The organism is Paenibacillus sp. FSL P4-0184, from assembly GCF_038004625.1.
GTDB lineage: Bacteria > Bacillota > Bacilli > Paenibacillales > Paenibacillaceae > Paenibacillus_AQ.
In genome coordinates this window covers 1,575,829-1,594,045 of the sequence record NZ_JBBORN010000001.1, presented here as the reverse complement: position 1 = coordinate 1,594,045, position 18,217 = coordinate 1,575,829, and the positions used below count along the sequence as shown (strand labels likewise).

Below are 18,217 nucleotides of genomic sequence, written 5' to 3'. Positions count from 1 at the left end.
CTTTTTGTCCTCAGAGCTGTGGGCCTTTATTAATTGATGAACTGAAGAGATTTCAAGGTCTTCTCCAGCATCGTAACGGCTTCAGCACGAGTTGCCAGCTTTTGTGGAGCAAAGGAACCGTCTTTCGCTCCTTGAATGATGCCCTCAGCAGCGATTTCTGCTACTGCTGCTTGGGACCAAGCAGGAATGCTTGCTGCGTCACTGAATTTAGCTAGTGCTGCAGGATCGGTATTTAAGGTTTTGCCCGTGTACTTGATGGCTTTAGCTAATACAGAGGCCATTTCTTGCCGAGTGATCGGGCTACCTGGCTTAAAGCTGCCATCGGTATAACCAGAAATCAATTCGGCTTCTGCAGCAGTGCGAATAGCATCAGCATACCATGCACTTGGATTTACATCCTTAAATGTTGTCTCGCCACCCGTTGTCACAAGTCCAAGAGAACGCGTAATTAATGCTGCGAACTCAGCCCGTGTGATCGACTGTGAAGGAGAGAATGTATCGCTATTGGTTCCACTAACGATCAGTTTGGAAGCTAACAGATCAATGGACGCTTTAGCCCAGTGTCCGCTAATATCTCCGAACGTTTTGGAAGATTTAACAACGGTGTAATAGCTGTTGCTGTTCCGTTTAATCGTAACATCTGTTGTTCCATTAGCCTTAGGGGCAAATACCGCAGGCACGAAGGAAATCTTGCCTGTAGCAGGATCGAAGACGACTGCCGTTGCGTTATTTGAATTTAAGGAAGTAGGTACATTGATCGTCCGATTAACATAAGTACTGCCGAAGTTGTTCAGCGGTACACGCTTAGATCCGGCTACTGCTGAAACACTAAATTCGATTACTGGAGCAGCTAAAGTAGCATTACCTAGCTGTGAAGCGATAGCTTGGTTTGTGCTGCTTAGCGTTTTCGAATCCGCTAATAGAATGGATACCGTAATTGTAAAGTCGCTGGTGCCTAATTGAGCGGCAAGCGATACACTGTTTACAACACTGAGCGGCAAGGAATACGAAGCGCCATCAGTAGTAAGGGTAAGAATGGTGTTAGGCTGTGCAGCAGCTTGTTTTACAAGCACACTGCCTGGGAGTTCTACTTGAGCGCCGCCAGTAGTCGCTTTAACCGGAATAACCAGTTCATGTTTACCAGTTGGCAGTTCAGCAAGTTGTTTGGTCAGATCAGCAGCATCAATTGTTGTTACTTGCGGTGCAGCCGTTGGTGCAGTCGTTGGTGATGTTGTTGCAGTTGGTGCTGCTGTTGCAGTAGGTGTTGGTGCTACTGTTGCTGTTGATGTTGGAACTGTTGGTGATGTTGGCACTGATGTTGGAACTGTTGGTGATGTTGGCACTGATGTTGGCACTGATGTTGGCACTGGTGTTGGTACTGGTGTCGGAGTTGGGGTTATCTCTGGCAGTGGTGCACCCTTCAGATCCACAATCCGGCCCTCAACAGCGGAAGTGTTAGCAGTGACATTTCCAATCTTCTGAAGATACTTCGTAAATACATCAAAGTCCGGCAGGTACAGTAGATTCACGCGACCTTCTTTATAGGCCTTTTCAAGTGAAGTGTAGAAATCTCCACCCTTAGCTGTGAAAGCATTAGTAGCTACTTCATAAGATGCTTTTAGATCTAGAGGAACATATTTATCCCCGTTCTTCACTTCAATACGTAATACGCGTTCGTTCACAGGCTTCGTAGAGTCATAGTAGAATTTCAACCCTGCAACGTGTGGGAAACGTCCGTCTGCCGCTGGAGTTTTGGAAACCCCATTCTCCATTGCATCCTTAATTTCTTGTCCGGTCAAAGTGATCGTAACCAGATCGTTGTTGAATGGTAGTACTCCGAGTACTTCACCTTGTGTAATGGGTCCTTCATTGATAGATTCGCGAATACCGCCACCATTTTGCAGGGCGATTACGGCATTAGTGCCAGCTTTCTTGGCTGCAAAAAGCATACCATCGGCAATCAGATTACCAAGGTTGGTTTCCTTTGTACGAACATTATCACGAACGCCGTTTAGAATAACCTCTGAGTTTCCTACTACCTCATTGCTCAGTTCTAGAATACCTGGCTTATATTCGGTATCCAGGATCTTTTTAGCTTCAGGATCTTCTGCGATAACATAGTTAGCGCCGTTCTTAGCGTCGATGGAGATTAATTGGTCTTTCCAATCTGTCAGTACGCCATCTTTGTTAAATTTAACTTCAAGCTGACCAAGGAAGATTCCTTTTTCACCGGTCTGTACAATAAGCTTCGGTGCATTAGGATCGCTGTTATCTACAACCGCTTGATCTAATTGCGTGTGGCTGTGACCACCGACAATAATATCAATGCCATTAACCGCTTTGGCTAACTTGAGATCTTCTTCGTAGCCAAGGTGTGAGAGAACAATAATCTTGTTAACCTTTTCTTTTTGCAGCATAGCGACCGTAGCTTCTGCCTTAGCGAAGGCATTCTCAAAAGTCACTTTACCTGGTGAAGCAATGTTGGCAGTATCTTCTGTGGTCAGACCAATGATACCAACCTGTTCGCCGTCAACTTCTTTGATTAGAGCAGGGTAGATGGTTGCCGCATTACCCGAACGACCGATTTCATTGGTAAACATTTTGCTTAGCGTATCATCTGCAGAGAAATTCACATTGGATGAGACAAAAGGGAATTTAGCGTTACCGATAAATTTGGAAAGCACTTCAGAACTTTCACCATTTTTATCAAATTCATGATTACCGAAGGTCATAGCGTCATATTTGACCAGATTCATAAAGGCCAGATCTGCTTGACCCAGATACTTGTTGAAGTAGAGCGTTCCGGAGAACACATCACCCGCATCGAGAAGAATAGGGTTTTCTGTAGTCGCCTTAGCATTTTTGATTGCCGTTACACGGCGCAAAATGTTATTTGGTGAGCTTACCGTATCTAGTCCCGCATGCGTATCGTTGGTGTGCAGAACTGTTAATGGGAAATCTTCAGTTGTCTCCGGCAGTGGTGCACCTTTCAGATCCATAATCCGGCCCTCAACAGCGGAAGTGTTCGCACTGACAGTTCCAACTTCTTTAAGATACTTCGTAAATACATCAAAGTCCGGCAGGTACAGCAGATTCACACGGCCTTCTTTATAGGCCTTCTCAAGGGAAGTGTAGAAATCTCCACCTTTAGCTGTGAAAGCATTAGTAGCTACTTCATAAGATGCTTTTAGATCCAGAGGAACATATTTATCCCCGTTCTTCACTTCAATACGTAATACGCGTTCGTTCACAGGCTTCGTAGAGTCATAATAGAATTTCAACCCTGCAACATGCGGGAAACGTCCGTCTGCTGCTGGAGTTTTGGAAACCCCATTCTCCATTGCATCCTTAATTTCTTGTCCGGTCAAAGTGATCGTAACCAGATCGTTGTTGAAAGGAAGTACTCCGAGTACTTCACCTTGTGTAATCGGTCCTTCATTGATAGATTCGCGAATACCGCCACCATTTTGCAGGGCGATTACGGCATTAGTGCCAGCTTTCTTGGCTGCAAAAAGCATACCATCGGCAATCAGGTTACCGAGGTTGGTTTCCTTTGTGCGAACATTATCACGAACGCCGTTTAGAACAACCTCTGAGTTTCCTACTACCTCATTGGTTAGCTCTTGAATACCTGGCTTATAGTCGGTATCCAGGATCTTTTTAGCTTCAGGATCCTCTGCGATAACATAGTTAGCGCCGTTCTTAGCGTCGATGGAGATTAATTGGTCTTTCCAATCTGTCAGTACGCCATCTTTGTTAAATTTAACTTCAAGCTGACCAAGGAAAAGTCCCTTTTCACCAGTTTGTACAATAAGCTTCGGTGCTTTTGGATCGCTGTTATCTACAACGGCTTGATTCAGTTGCGTGTGGCTGTGACCACCGACAATAATATCAATGCCATTAACCGCTTTGGCTAACTTGAGATCTTCTTCGTAGCCAAGGTGTGAGAGAACAATAATCTTGTTAACCTTTTCTTTTTGCAGCATAGCGACAGTTTCTTTTGCCTTCACTACAGCATTCTCAAAAGTCACTTTACCTGGTGAAGCAATGTTGGCAGTATCTTCTGTGGTCAGACCAATGATACCAACCTGTTCGCCGTCAACTTCTTTGATTAGAGCAGGGTAGATGGTTGCCGCATTACCCGAACGACCGATTTCATTGGTAAACATTTTGCTTAGCGTATCATCTGCAGAGAAATTCACATTGGATGAGACAAAAGGGAATTTAGCGTTACCGATAAATTTGGAAAGCACTTCAGAACTTTCACCATTTTTATCAAATTCATGATTACCGAAGGTCATAGCGTCATATTTGACCAGATTCATAAAGGCCAGATCTGCTTGACCCAGATACTTGTTGAAGTAGAGCGTTCCGGAGAACACATCACCCGCATCGAGAAGAATAGGGTTTTCTGTAGTCGCCTTAGCATTTTTGATTGCCGTTACACGGCGCAAAATGTTATTTGGTGAGCTTACCGTATCTAGTCCCGCATGCGTATCGTTGGTGTGTAGAACTGTTAATGGAAAATCTTCAGCAGTATTAAAATCAATCTGTGCTACAACCGCATCATGATCGGATACCCGACCTTTCGATGGAGAGAAGTCGGCATTTAGATGGACGACATCTACTTTGGAAGAAGCCGTTAGATTTTTACTGACAAGAATATGATCCAGTACTTGAGAGTTTCCGTCATAGGTGTACGTATACTGCTCATTTAAAGGCAATGTGTCGATCAAATTGTCCAGCTCTGTACCTTTTAAAATAGTTGCAGTTTTAGTGAATTGGAAATCATTCAAATCGCCAAGAGCTACGACGTTGGCTTCAGGATTTGCAGTCAGAACCTCTTTGACAAATCCGTTTACGACCGCCGCGATTTTATGACGTTGTGTTTCACTGGACAATACCGGTGGCTGAACGTTCCCGAATGGAGCATTATCGCCGCCTTTTGAATTGAAATGGTTTGCGATCACGATCACTTTTTCGCCGCCGAAAATAAATTGTGCAGCAAGTGGTTTACGTGAACTAGCAAATGCAGCATTCGTTGGATCAATTCGTCCCGGATTGTAAGTCAGCTTGTCTGTCGCTGCATCATAAGCAACGGATTGCGTAGATGTACCTTTTTGACCGTTTACACTATCCGCAAGCTGTACTCTTGCTGGATTGTACAAGAAGCCTACGCGAATGTTTCCGCCTGGAGCTCCGCCATCCTGATTGTTGACTGGAGCGATGTCTGTGTATTTATATACAGGACCGCCAGCAGTTTCAATAGCCTTAATCAGTTCGTCAGCACTTGCTTCAGTGATTCCATTATTGGTTTCACCATTGCTATCCTGCATTTCGACCACGCCGATAATGTCAGGCTTTTTCATATTATTCGTGATGGAGTCGGCAAGTTTCTGGATTTTTGTTGCTCCGACGCCTGGGTAGAAGTTCTCAATGTTGTATGAAGCGATTAATAGCTTGTCCTCATTAACCTCAAGAGTAGTTGTTTCTTGTTTAAAAGTACTTGGGGTAATGGATGGCAGTTTACCGTTCTCCGGAATTACTTTGAAATTGCCATTGTTGTATCCGATGACTCCTGTAACATCTCCAGCGAACTTATCTCCGGTGATGACTTCTTGACCTGGATTTCCATAGGCAATGATAAGGCGCTGAGGATTGAATTGGTTATATTCCTTTAGAACTAGTCCACCAGCTGGTGTGATGACATCAGGAGTATCATTTTCTACTCTTGTAGGGATGTTATAAAGCATGGAATTTCCGCTACCACTTGTCCAGTAAGGACTAATAATCGTAGGGGTAGGGAGTTTTACAAGCATACCTTCTAACGATTCATAAAAATCTATGGCATCTTCACTAGGTTCAAAATCAGCCATGCCGTCATTATCAATGATGGAAGAAGGAATAGCTCTTCCACCTTTGCCAAGTACGATAGGTTCAGGCACAGTATAACTAGAAGAGGAATCTACTGTTAGTGATGTCATATTAATTTGAGTGGAGGTTAGATTGCTCGCACTTCCTTCGTTATACTCGGAAACGGCTCCATTAACGCGCACTAAATCTCCAACTTTAGGTTTAAGGGATACATTTGTGCTGTAAACGAAAATACCTTCCGATGTGTTCACATTATTGTCCGGCTGAGGGTCCTGCATAAAGAAACCTCTATAAGCACCAGTTGAGAAAGTATATCCGTATTGGGTAACGATACCTTCTACGTCAGTAACGTTCTGACCTACATACTCAGAGGCATGAGATTCTCCTTGAATATCATGTATACGAGGGAGATCAGAAGCTATATATGCAAAGGTATATACCTTACTTGTCTTGCCATCTGCTACGACAATTGCACGGATGGTAAGATCTTTATTAACTGTAATTGGATCTGAATAAAGCTTGCTTGCTGCTGTCGGTTCAGTTCCATCGGTCGTGTAGTGAATTTGTGCTCCAAGGGTAGGGCTGGATAGGGTCACAGCACTTCCTTTAATGATGCGACCTGCACCAGGGCTCGCCATTACGGAAAAGGTTTCTTCCACCAAAGCGTTTTCGTTAAGTGGAATGAATTGATAAGTTGTATTATATTGCTCGATAACCCCAGTGATACTATCAAAGGTTGCACCCTTTACTAGTTTAGGCAGGGTTGAGAAAATTGTGAATTGTTGTCCGCCTTGACTTGCAGTCACTGTATTTCCATTTACATTGTCTATAGTGACATTATTCATAGTTACCAGCTGAGCTTCATGGTTTTCGCCGTTCGCTGCAGACAAGTCGGTTGCTGTAATCAATTTAGGTGCGGGTATACCTACATCACTCGCAACGACAGAGTATTGAAGTCCACTTTGGAGTTTAAGCTCTTGCAGGTTGCTGTAGATATCCATCTCGCCACTAACTGCAATACGATCTCCAACGTTTGCGAACTCTGGGAATCCATAAAGTACGATCCCGCCGGTTCCATCCTGAATATACATTTTTGCTGCGTTAATGTGAGTTACGATACCTTCTGTTGAAATATTCTGACCTTTATTACCAAGGCGTGCTGTTGCGACGTCTGTTTTGGTCAGAATCGTGTAGTCAAAAGTCGTTATTGCGCTGTTTGGCATATTCGGTTCTGAAGCATACGCTTTAATCGTAGTGTCCTCAGTTAAGGTAATAGGCCCTGTGTAAGGTTGAAAATCAGTTGAACCACCTGATCCATAAACAGCTGAATAGACGGATGCTCCAACTGTCGGAGAGTTCAGAGAAATTTCTGTGCCTACCGGCCACGCATTAGCGGCTGGTGAAGCTACTACGGAGCTAGCTGTCTCTGGTGCTTTACCATAACTACTATTGCGTGGACTTGCTGCTTGAACAACAAAATCCGTAACGTTGTTATCCGTATCTAGACCACGGCTATCAGCTGGTGCACCAGCTGCGGCTTTACGAATAGCGGCTGTTGCGTTGGTGAGAGCAGGGGTTGGAGTTCCCTCAACACTTGTAGCTGTACCATAGCCTACTAAATCTATCGTATTATTCGATGGGTCAACCAAGTCGACTTTACCGTTTGTCCCACTCATAGCTAGGATACCTGCGGCATCAGGAGTAGGTAGTGCAGCAGTTCCTCCTGTTCCTGCAGCCTCTTGGACGAGGTAGTATCCATTTGCAGGAATAGTTCCTGTTAATTCTGTTCCGCTGCTAAAGGTTCCAGTTGCGGAAGTATACCGAACTTTCCATCCAGTCAAAACTACTGGTTTGTTGGTAGGATTGTATAATTCAATAAAATCATTCTTAAACTCTGCTCCGCTGTTTCCACCACCGCCATAGACTTGTGAGATAACAATATTGCTATTATCCGGTGCTGCCTCGGCAGTCTGAATAGCTGGTAGCACACTGCCGACAAGCATTAACATTGCCAGTCCACTAGCCCACCATTTCCTTACTCTTGAAGAAATAATCATTTGGATAAGTATTCTCCCCTCAAATCTTTTATTAGAAACCTACTAAATCTTATCATTCAAATGTAAAATGAAAGGTTGGTTTGCATTAATATAAATTAAAGGTTCTATAAATTAAAATAAAAAAATAAAAAGTTATTGTTTTCGCATAAGAATAGGGACTGAAAATAGTGCATAAATACAATAATCCTTAAAATCTAGTGTTTATTGGATGATGAATAGTCCCATATATGAATTAATTTTTATAGTTGAATTATCAAAGGATTACAACAAATGTATTCTATACTTCTGTTAAATTTTACATTTGAATGACAATAGAGAAGGAGTTATTGGGCTCGACTATTTGGGGACTTAAAACAAAAAAAATGCCCATTCAGCTTCTTGTTGAGAAGTGAATAGGCATTATTTATTTCAAATTTACTTGGATAAAACAGACTACTGTTGTGGAAGCTCTAGCCGCTCTAATCCGTCCATATATTTGCGCAGCGCCTGAGGGATGTAGATAGAACCATCCTCTTGCTGGTGATTCTCCAGCAGCGGGATCAGAATTCTTGGTGTAGCCACTGCGGTGTTATTTAAGGTGTGGCAGTATTGTAAGCGACCGTCCGCATCCCGATAACGGATGCCCGAACGGCGAGCTTGGAAATCGAGTAGATTAGAAGCCGAATGGGTCTCACCGTATGCGTCTCTGCTAGGCATCCATGTCTCGATGTCATACTGCTTATATGTCTTCAGGGACATATCCCCTGTGCAGACAGCCATGACTCGATAGGGGAGCTCTAAAAGCTGAAGAATGTGCTCGGCATTCGCGAGGATCTCGTGAAGCATATGGTCCGAGACACCCTCGTCATTTCGGCATAAGACGACTTGCTCGATCTTCGAGAACTGATGTACGCGGTACAGCCCGCGCACATCTCGCCCCGCTGATCCAACTTCACGGCGGAAGCAAGTCGACATTCCGGCTAGTCGCATGGGTGTGTCGAGCTCTACAATCTCGTCGCTGTAGAGTGAAACTAGCGACACTTCAGATGTGCCTACCAGCCAGCGATTATCTCCGCTGAGCTCGTACGTCTGATCCATCCCACCCGGGAAGAATCCGGTTCGCTCCAACGCTTCAGGGCGGACAATCACAGGAACATCCATCACGGTGAATCCGCGTGCAGTGAGCACATCTAGGGCAAGTCTTTGTACAGCGAGATGTAACATCAGGCCGGCTCCTTTGAGCACATAGCTGCGAGGACCGCCTGCTTTGACGCCACGGGGAATATCAATAATATCGTGGAGTTCACCTAGCTCCACATGATCACGAGGCGCAAAGCCGAATTCCGGCACCGCTCCGTTCAACCGCAGTTCTACATTATCGTTATCATCGTGGCCGATGGGTGTATCCTGCGACACCGGATTCGGTGCGAGCAGCATGAGCTCTCTACAGCGGTGTTCAGCCTCGTTCAGATCTGCTTCCAGCAGACTCAGCCGATGATTGAGTTCTCGTACCTGTGCTTTGACGATCTCTCCAGCAGGGCGGTCACCCTGCCGTAATAATCGTTCAACCTCTTTAGTTAGCCCATTACGTTCGGCTCTCATTTGTTCTGTTTCTTGTCGCAGGCCCCGGCGCTTCTCATCCCAATCCAGCAATTCATCCAGTGGAAAGTCGATTCTTTTCCAGGTGGCAGTGTTTCTTACAAGTTCTTGATTATCCTTGATCCAGTTCATTTCCAGCATATCGCTCGCTCCTTTTTGTTTAAAAGATAAGAAAGTGTAAGTTTCACACTTCACTTTATCCTTCTATTTCTCGCACAAACACTTACCGTCCTTATAAGGACGACGAAGGTATTTATGCTTGAAAAAACGCAAAAAACGCCCTCATCCATGGGACGAGGAGCGTCAGCTCGCGGTGCCACCCAGGTTGATCGAATCTCCTTAACAGCAGGAAAGAATTCGACCCTCTTTGGTCTTCGCGGTAACGGGCGAAACCCGGTGAACTTAGGGAGTCATAATAGGCTCCGGTCGCAGACGCCTCACGGTTGGATGCCGATCATTGGCCTGATTGTTGGATTTAATATTGTTGCTTAGTATATCGCAAGAGTGGGATGAGCGCAAGCGTTTATGGTTTGACAATAATATCTAATCTGCGATAGGATTAATATTAATTTAAAGTATTCCTGTCGGGATAAATACTTGCAGTGTGAGCTGCTTAATAGGATGAAAGAGGTGGAGAAGTGGCTAAAATTGTTGTGATTAACGGAACGCCTTCCTTGGTATCGCGCATCAATGCAGTTATAGAGTATGCGGAGGCAAGCTTAACGGATCAGGGCTTTGAGGTTGAGCGTATTAACGTAGCAGAGCTGCCAGCGGAAGATTTGATTCATACCAAGTTTGAGAGTGATTCTATCGTTAAAGCGAATGGCCTTGTAGCCGAAGCGGATGCGGTAATCGTGGTTAGCCCGGTATATAAAGCCTCTTATACAGGCGTGCTGAAGACCTTCTTGGATCTAGTTCCACAAAAGGGATTGGCCGGCAAAATCGTACTCCCGCTCTTCATGGGTGGCAGTCTTGCACATCTACTTACGATTGATTATGCTTTGAAACCTGTGTTGTCTGTACTCGGTGCACGTTACATTCTTGGTGGAGTGTATGCCGTGGATTCTCAGGTGGTTCGTAATGATCACGGAGTGGTAGAGCTTGCTGAGGAGTTGAAGCTGCGTCTGAATGATGCGTTAGCTGAGTTTGCAGAAGAAACTACACATCGTGTGGAACGCAAGGCTTAAGACTAAGTAGCAAGCATTCTGTTTCGGATGGATTCATACCAACTATATAAGCGTCTCTTTCATACCTGATCCAAGGGGTGAAGGGACGCTTTTTGCTATAGTAAAAAGGCCATCTCACTGTGAAAGTAGAGAATGGCCTCTTTTTTATATAGGGTTCGTTATCATCCGGTCTTACAAATCGTCGAATCCATTATCGTCGCCAACCTTACCGTAGTTACGGGATTTAGCTTCGAAGAAGTCGGTTTTGGTGGCATTAAGCGCATCATCGGAGAAAGGTTTGATCCAAGGCATGCAGTTAACGTCAACGCCTTGGTAGGCTTTTTCCATACCCATCAAAGTTAAGCGCTTGTTCGCTGTATATTTGATGTAGTCACTAAGCTCGTTAAGATCAATACCGCGGACATTAGTAAGGGTGTAGTAAGCCCAGTTGGTTTCAAGCTCTACCGCGCGGTCGATCGTACGATACACGTAATCCATGTTCTCTTTAGTGTTCAACTCAGGGAAATCTACAAGCAGCTGCTTAAATACTTCTGCGAAGAAATAGCAGTGCTGATTCTCGTCACGTTGGATATAAGAGATCATTTGGCTGGTCGCCATCATCTTCTGGTCACGTGCCAGATTGTAGAAGAAGGCGAAGGTGCTGTAGAAGAAAATTCCTTCCAAGATGAGATCCGCTACCAACGCATGGAAAAAGGTTTGTCTCGTAGGGTTATCACGGAACTCTTGATAAATATCAGAGATAAACTGATTGCGTTCCAGCAGGACAGGGTCTTTTTTCCAATATTCAAAAATTTCTTTCTGCTCACTTTCCGACACGATTGAGGAAAGAACATAGGAATAGGATTGGTTATGCACCACTTCTTGTTGTCCGATAATGGCAGAGATAGCTTCTAGAGAAGAGTCAGTAAAATAACGCTTCACGTCGCTTACGAACATCGTCTGCATCGAGTCTAACACGGCGAGCAGGGAGATGTTGATCTTAAATACGCGTTGCTCCTCAGCATCGAGCATAGGGAATTGTTGCGCATCTTTGGACATTGGGATTTCATCCGCGATCCAGTGATTCAGCAGCAGCACCTTGTACAGCTTGTACATATGCGGCATGCGGATATCGTTCCAGTTCAGAATACCGGAGCACTCACCGTCGATGATGCGTGTGGATTGGTTGGGTGCTTCAGTGTTAAAAATCTTTTGTAGTTGCATTTATTTTCCCTCCATTTTTTTGCGCGGGTAATCTTTCTTTGGTGTCTTGTTCATAGAAAGACGGTGATGGAGTAACGGAGAGGAAGTTTGGAGGTGTAGGAGCGTCAGCGACCGCCTTTGTCATCGGATGTCATCCGCTAATAGCGGTAAAGATCAAGACATCTGATGACAACAGCGGCCGGAAGCCCAAACATTCCTCGCAGTTACGAAATTCATCATCGTTTTTCTATTCAGGGCACTAAGATAATTAGCTAGCGCAAGAATCACACTCTTCTATTGTCAAAGCACGGCTACGCACATAATAAGTTGATTTCAATCCGCCCTTCCATGCGTTCAGATGCAGCTCAAGGAACTCGGTAGCCTTGATGTCAGGACGAACATACAGGTTAAAGCTTTGACCTTGATCGACGTGACGCTGACGAGCAGAAGCCATGCGGATCGACCAGTTTTGGTCAATTGTAAACGCAGTTTTATAGTACCAGATCGTCTTGTCGGACAGATCCGGTGCTGGGTTAGCGATCTTGTAAGTTGTTTTCTCTTCATAGGAAAGCAGTTCATACAAAGGATCAATGCTGGCTGTGGAGCCGGCAATAATCGATGTGGATCCGTTCGGTGCAATCGCGAACATCCATGCGTTACGAACACCGTCTTTAGCCACTTCTTCTTGCAGCTCGCGCCATTGTTCAGTGGTTACATATTTACCTTCTTGTTCACCGCTAACGTAGCCACGTGAAGTAAAGTATGCACCTGTCTCCCAATCGGAACCGGCGAACTTCGGATAACGGCCTTTTTCACGGGCAAGCTCCATGCTCGAACGTACCAACAGGTAGTTGATGTGTTCATACAAATGGTTGTTATATTCTACGGCTTCATCAGATTCCCAACGAATGCCCTTGAGTGCCAATAGGTGATGCAAGCCGAATGTGCCGAGACCCACTGCGCGGTATTGGCTGTTCGTGTATTGTGCTTGCAGAACTTCAATATTATTAATGTCGATTACGTTGTCCAGCATACGTACTTGGATAGGTACAAGTCTTTCCAGCACACCAGCTGGAATCGCACGTGCCAAGTGAATCGAATTCAGGTTGCAGACTACGAAATCGCCAGGGATTTTGGAGATAACAATCCGGGTCTTGCCATCTTTGGTTACTAATTCTTCCTGTTCAATAACGGTAGCGGATTGATTCTGCATAATTTCTGTGCACAGGTTGGAAGAGAAGACCATACCTTGGTGACGGTTCGGGTTCGTCCGGTTAACCGTATCACGGTAGAACATATACGGAGTACCTGTTTCAAGCTGTGATTTCATAATCCGTTTCATGATGTCGATCGCAGGAACGGTAATACGGGACAATTCCAAATTGGCTGTAGCTTCAGCATATTTTTCACGGAAAGTGCCTTTACCAAGCTCTTCATCGTAGAAGTCTTCCAGACCAAGCGGACGACCGTTCTCATCCGTCCAGCCCATAACCTTCTTCACTTCATGTGGGCAGAAGAGGTTCCAGTGGCTGCGTGATTCAACGGCTTCCATGAACAAGTCCGGCAGGGTTACACCGTGGAATACGTCATGTGCACGCATACGCTCGTCACCATTATTTAGTTTAAGATCGAGGAAAGCGAGAATATCTTTATGGAATACATCAAGGTAGACAGCGACAGCACCTTTACGTGTTCCGAGCTGGTCTACACTGACTGCTGTATTGTTCAATTGGCGAATCCAAGGAATTACGCCGGAGCTAGTGTTCTTATGACCACGGATATCCGAACCACGTGCCCGTACTTTACCAAGGTAGACGCCGATACCGCCACCCATTTTGCTAAGGCGCGCTACGTCTGTATTGGAATCAAAGATACCCTCTAGGGAATCGTCTACCGTATCAATGAAGCAGCTGGATAGCTGTCCAGCGACCTTTTTGCCGGCATTGGACATTGTAGGGGTAGCAGCTGTCATGTAGATGTTGCTCATAGCCCAGTAGGCTTCTTTTACAAGCTCAAGACGTTTCTCAGCTGGTTCACGGTGCATCAGGTACATAGCAATAATCATATAACGTTCTTGTGGAAGCTCCATTACACGGCCGTCAAAATCATGCGCCAAATAACGGTCGGATAGCGTAAGCAGACCGATATAGTCAAACAAAAGATCGCGTGTATAATCGATACACCCACCTAGTTCGATAATTTGTTCTTTGGTGTAATGACTTAGAAGCTCTTCACGATAGATTCCTTTTTTTACGAGATCCGTAATTAGCGGGTACAGCTCACCGTAAGGCTCTTCTGGATAAGCTTTATAGCGGCGATGAACGGCTGCTTTTTTATAAAGGGTAGTCAGAAGGGCACGGGCAGCTGCAAACTTCCAAGTAGGCTCTTCTTTCGTTACAAGCTCTAGAGCACTCATGGTGAAGGCATTGCTAATTTCTTCTCCGCTTACGGAGTCACGACGCAGTTTGGAAATTACTCCCCGTAGCAATGTTTCTTTATTTAGTTGATCAAGACCTTCTAAGATACGGTCGGCGTATACGGAAAGGCGCTTCTCATCAAAAGCCAGCTGGCGATTATCTGGTTTTACTACGAATTGTGGCATGGTTATTTCATCCCTTCTTATTTTGGGTTAATTTTGAATATCAAAAATTGATATATTATAGCGCAGTAGGCTGCCACAGAAAGACCTCCGAGCCGTTCGTACTGGCCGGAATGTCGATTATGCGTTGGTTAGAGCTTCCTCGGTAAGGAAGTGTAGTATCTTTCAATTCTTCTATAAAACGTCCATCTATTAATACCTGACACTGTGTAAGTAGATTCCACTCCGGCGAACCGGGAAGGGCGGTTAGTTCCTCATACGTATAACCACTGTAAATCCAGATGGGGAAGCCAGGGAGCACGGCGCGAAGCTTATGAATGAACCCAAGTACCTCTTCTGCCGAGAAAAAAGGATCGCCGCCTGCCAGTGTTAGACCATCCAGCAAAGGGTTAGCGGCGATTTCTGCAATGATTTCATGTTGACGTTCTAAGGTGAAGACTTCTCCATATTTAAAGTTCCATGTCTCGGGATTAAAGCATCCCGGGCAACGATGACGGCAGCCGCTGATGAAGAGGACGGCCCGCATGCCCTCTCCCTCGTTAATCGACTCCGGATAGTATCCGCAAATATTCATAGATGCTTAACGCGATCCCGTACTTCGGCTTGTTTGGCGGCATTGAAGCGGGTCTGATAGTCGCCAGTTAAATAACCTGTAACTCTGCGCAAACGACGGATGTGCACGTCATTCTCATGTGCGTTGCAGGAAGGACAGTTTGTCCCAATTACGCCTTCGTATCCGCAGCTGGAGCAACGGTCAATCGGATGGTTAATGCTGAAGTAGCTGACCTGTTGTTCTAGTGCGTATTTAATGATTTTGATAAAAGCGGATGGATTGCTGCGGGCATTGCCGTTTAATTCGACATAAGAAATAGCCCCGGCATTGCAGTATTCATGGAAAGGAGCTTCCAAGCTGATCTTCTGAGCAGCACCTAGATCGTAGTATACAGGGATGTGGAAAGAGTTCGTATAGTACTCACGGTCAGTTACGCCCGGAATAGAACCCAGTACCTTGCGATCAATCTTGGTGAATTTGCCGGACAGGCCCTCCGCTGGTGTTGCGAACAAGGTAATGTTGAGATTAAGTTCCTCACTTTTAAGGTCGCAATACTCCCGCATATGACGCACGATAGCCACAGCCTTGGCATGGACTTCCATATCCTCGCCATGGTGTTTGCCGTACATGGCTTTCATGCATTCCGCCATACCGATGAAGCCAAGCGACAGACTACCATGTTTCAGCAGTTCGCCTACAGAGTCTTCAGGAGCGAGATTTTCGCCGCCTTCCCAGACGCCTTCTCGCATCATGAAATCGGATGCTTTAGCTTTTTGCGCGCTTTGGATGTGGAACCGATGAAGAAGTCCTTCCAGCGCAATATCCATATAGTGATTTAGATCCTCATAGAAGCCAGCTTCGTCTGCGACGGTACGTCGGCCTGTTACTGTGCCGTGTGCCAGACCGAGCCGAACCAGATTCAGTGTATTAAAGGAAAGGTTGCCCTTCCCGGAGCAATGATTACGCCCAAAACGGTCACCGAGCACTCGGGTGCGGCAGCCCATTGTAGCAAATTCCGTATCAGGATCACTTGGATCATAATACTGCAAGTTGAGCGGAGCGTCCAGATTAGCGAAGTTCGGATATAGTCTGCGTGCAGAACATTCCGCCGCTTTTAGGAACAATTCATAGTTAGGATCGCCTTGCTGTTGATTGACTCCTTGCTTGCATTTGAAGATTTGAATCGGGAACACAGGTGTTTCTCCGCTGCCAAGTCCGTTCATCGTTGCTGTTAGCAGGGAGCTGATCACAAGCTGACCTTCTGGTGAAGTACAAGTACCATAATTGATGCTGGTAAACGGAATTTGCCCACCGGATCGGCTGGACATGGTGTTGAGATTATGTACCATACTTTCAGCCGCTTGCAGGGTTTCGATTTCGGTTTCCTTTAGTGCAAAACGGAACGCTTTTGGATATAACTCCGCCAGATCGGTCCGGCTCATTGTAATCTCGCCCAAAGATTCATTAGCTTGTCCCTCATCAAAATAATCCAGACCCTTGCGGAACAGCTTAGCGAAGGATTTGGTTACATAAGGTGCCAGATCATAGTCGAGCTTATTGGCGGATACGCCGCCATATTGAGCATTTTGCTGGGATTGAAAAATAATTGCTACCAGTGACATAGCTGTCATTATGGAGTTCGGAGGACGAACACTGCCGTTGCCGGTGTTGAAGCCTTCGCGGAGAAGCTTATCAAACGGGATAAAAATGCAGTTAGTCGTTCCGATTGCGTATTGATCCAGATCATGCACATAGACGACATTGTCATCAATGGCTTGCACTAGCTGCGGCGGCATCGTAAAGTTGCGGGCGTACCATTTTGAATATTCACTGCCGAACTTGCTCATTTTACCGGAGAAACTCTCTCCGTTCAAATTGGCATTCTCGCGCAGCAAGTCCAAATCCCGGCTGTCGATAATATCGCGTCCTAAATCAATGAGCTCTTCTAAAAGAACTTCTCGTGCATTTGTTGTACCGTTAAATTGTCTCTCCAACAACGTCATTGTATAGCTCTCCTCTCAGTCTATCGTCCTATCATTAAGAAGCCCGACCGCATAAGCGGCCGTATATTCATTGTGATCTCATAAAAAAAGCATCCTCTAGCGAGGATGGCTGAAAATGCCCGATGCGTTATGTAAATATCCACACAGATATTTGCAGTGGTCTCTAAGAAGATGACCGCATGCGGACACCATTCCTGTTCCTCGCAGGCACTCATAGTTGGTGTCGTCGAAACAGGCAGGTCTCCTGGCTTCCGTAGGACCTCTCAGCGCCTTCCCAAGGGGGCTCTTACCCCTCAGTGGCTTCTGCCAGGAGATCTGCCCATCTTAAGCTTAAAAAAGCTTGTAAGGGGCATCCGGTTACAGTGGCGGGACCGCAGCGGATTTTCACCGTACTTCCCTATTAAGCTCTAATTCCGATAAAGGATCAAAGCGCCTGTCTCCACTATATTTTGTTGTCGTTAGATAAAAATAACCCAAGATGTTGTGTTTGTAAACAGTTTTTTAGAAAACCCGCGCGGGGAGCGGGTTCTTCAAAAGTACTCCACAAATGATCCACAGGCTGTCCATAAGTAATCCACAATTGATCCACAGGCATATAAAAAATGATTCATAAATTGTCCGAAAAGATGCCACAAAGAGTCCATAAATGTAGTGCAGATGACCCTAGAATTCATGTTAGAAAAAATACTTGTGGCGAAAGTCATATTTCGGAGAATTTTGGGGAAAGAAGAAGGGGCATAATAAAGCTGAGATCATTTGTGGGAGAGCGGTGGAGTTGTTACAATAGAAGGACACACATACTTTAAAATTCCGAGGAGGTATTCTCATGCCTATTGCTGAAGTAACCGTTATTCCGATTGGAACAGGTAGTACGAGTCTTAGCAGCTATGTTGCGGATATGCAGCGAGTGCTGAAGACGGTAGAAGGGATTACTTATGAGCTTACATCCATGGGTACAATCATCGAAGGGCCTCTTCAGCGTATTTTTGCTGCAGTCGAAGCGCTGCACGAGTCTCCTTTTGCCGCAGGTGCAGAGCGTGTCTCTACCTCACTTAAAATAGACGACCGCCGCGATAAACCCTCCACTAGCCGTGGAAAGCTGGAGTCTGTGGAGCGTAAACTACAGGTGGAATAGCAGTTTGGGAGAGTAGGGAAATAGGGAGAAATAGGCTTGCGTTTCTGGC

The 18,217-nt window shown here is 45.4% G+C and carries 8 protein-coding genes and 1 riboswitch; of the genes, 2 read left to right on the top strand and 6 right to left on the bottom strand.

Annotation, left to right across the window (positions count from 1 at the left end; all coding sequences use genetic code 11):
- Nucleotides 1–29 precede the first annotated feature (29 nt).
- Complete coding sequence (locus MKY52_RS06790) at nt 30–7,931, bottom strand: 5'-nucleotidase C-terminal domain-containing protein (protein ID WP_341050564.1); 7,902 nt, start codon at nt 7,929–7,931, stop codon at nt 30–32.
- Nucleotides 7,932–8,363: 432 nt separating this feature from the next.
- Nucleotides 8,364–9,650, bottom strand: a complete 1,287-nt coding sequence (gene serS, locus MKY52_RS06785; RefSeq protein ID WP_341050561.1) for a serine--tRNA ligase — start codon at nt 9,648–9,650, stop codon at nt 8,364–8,366.
- Between the two features lie 497 nt (nt 9,651–10,147).
- On the opposite strand from serS, the gene ssuE reads away from it, so the two are divergent.
- Nucleotides 10,148–10,696, top strand: coding sequence for an NADPH-dependent FMN reductase (gene ssuE / locus MKY52_RS06780; protein WP_341050558.1), 549 nt, complete (start codon nt 10,148–10,150; stop codon nt 10,694–10,696).
- A gap of 171 nt (nt 10,697–10,867) precedes the next feature.
- Here the strand turns inward: ssuE and MKY52_RS06775 are convergent, their stop codons facing one another.
- From MKY52_RS06775 to MKY52_RS06760, 4 genes are all read right to left on the bottom strand, one after another.
- Complete coding sequence (locus tag MKY52_RS06775; protein WP_036682584.1) at nt 10,868–11,899, bottom strand: ribonucleotide-diphosphate reductase subunit beta; 1,032 nt, start codon at nt 11,897–11,899, stop codon at nt 10,868–10,870.
- A 247-nt stretch (nt 11,900–12,146) separates the two neighbouring features.
- On the bottom strand, nt 12,147–14,480 hold the full coding sequence (locus MKY52_RS06770) for a ribonucleoside-diphosphate reductase subunit alpha (protein ID WP_042184468.1): 2,334 nt from the start codon (nt 14,478–14,480) through the stop codon (nt 12,147–12,149).
- A 55-nt stretch (nt 14,481–14,535) separates the two neighbouring features.
- Nucleotides 14,536–15,051, bottom strand: coding sequence for an anaerobic ribonucleoside-triphosphate reductase activating protein (nrdG, locus tag MKY52_RS06765; protein ID WP_341050555.1), 516 nt, complete (start codon nt 15,049–15,051; stop codon nt 14,536–14,538).
- Nucleotides 15,048–17,033: an anaerobic ribonucleoside triphosphate reductase gene (locus MKY52_RS06760; RefSeq protein WP_149646188.1), complete on the bottom strand. Its 1,986-nt coding sequence runs from the start codon at nt 17,031–17,033 to the stop codon at nt 15,048–15,050. The genes nrdG and MKY52_RS06760 overlap by 4 nt, the downstream gene beginning before the upstream one ends.
- A 217-nt stretch (nt 17,034–17,250) precedes the next feature.
- A riboswitch (cobalamin riboswitch) is annotated at nt 17,251–17,485 on the bottom strand.
- A gap of 374 nt (nt 17,486–17,859) precedes the next feature.
- Between MKY52_RS06760 and MKY52_RS06755 the strand changes: the two genes are divergently transcribed.
- Entirely contained in the window at nt 17,860–18,168 is a 309-nt protein-coding gene (locus MKY52_RS06755; protein WP_076285946.1) for an MTH1187 family thiamine-binding protein, read from the top strand.
- The last annotated feature ends 49 nt before the right edge of the window (nt 18,169–18,217 follow it).

Coding starts and splice junctions, on each gene's coding strand:
- MKY52_RS06790 (WP_341050564.1), bottom strand. CDS start 7,931: ATGATTATTTCTTCAAGAGTAAGGAAATGGTGGGCTAGTGGACTGGCA.
- serS (WP_341050561.1), bottom strand. CDS start 9,650: ATGCTGGAAATGAACTGGATCAAGGATAATCAAGAACTTGTAAGAAAC.
- MKY52_RS06775 (WP_036682584.1), bottom strand. CDS start 11,899: ATGCAACTACAAAAGATTTTTAACACTGAAGCACCCAACCAATCCACA.
- MKY52_RS06770 (WP_042184468.1), bottom strand. CDS start 14,480: ATGCCACAATTCGTAGTAAAACCAGATAATCGCCAGCTGGCTTTTGAT.
- nrdG (WP_341050555.1), bottom strand. CDS start 15,051: ATGAATATTTGCGGATACTATCCGGAGTCGATTAACGAGGGAGAGGGC.
- MKY52_RS06760 (WP_149646188.1), bottom strand. CDS start 17,033: ATGACGTTGTTGGAGAGACAATTTAACGGTACAACAAATGCACGAGAA.
- MKY52_RS06755 (WP_076285946.1), top strand. CDS start 17,860: ATGCCTATTGCTGAAGTAACCGTTATTCCGATTGGAACAGGTAGTACG.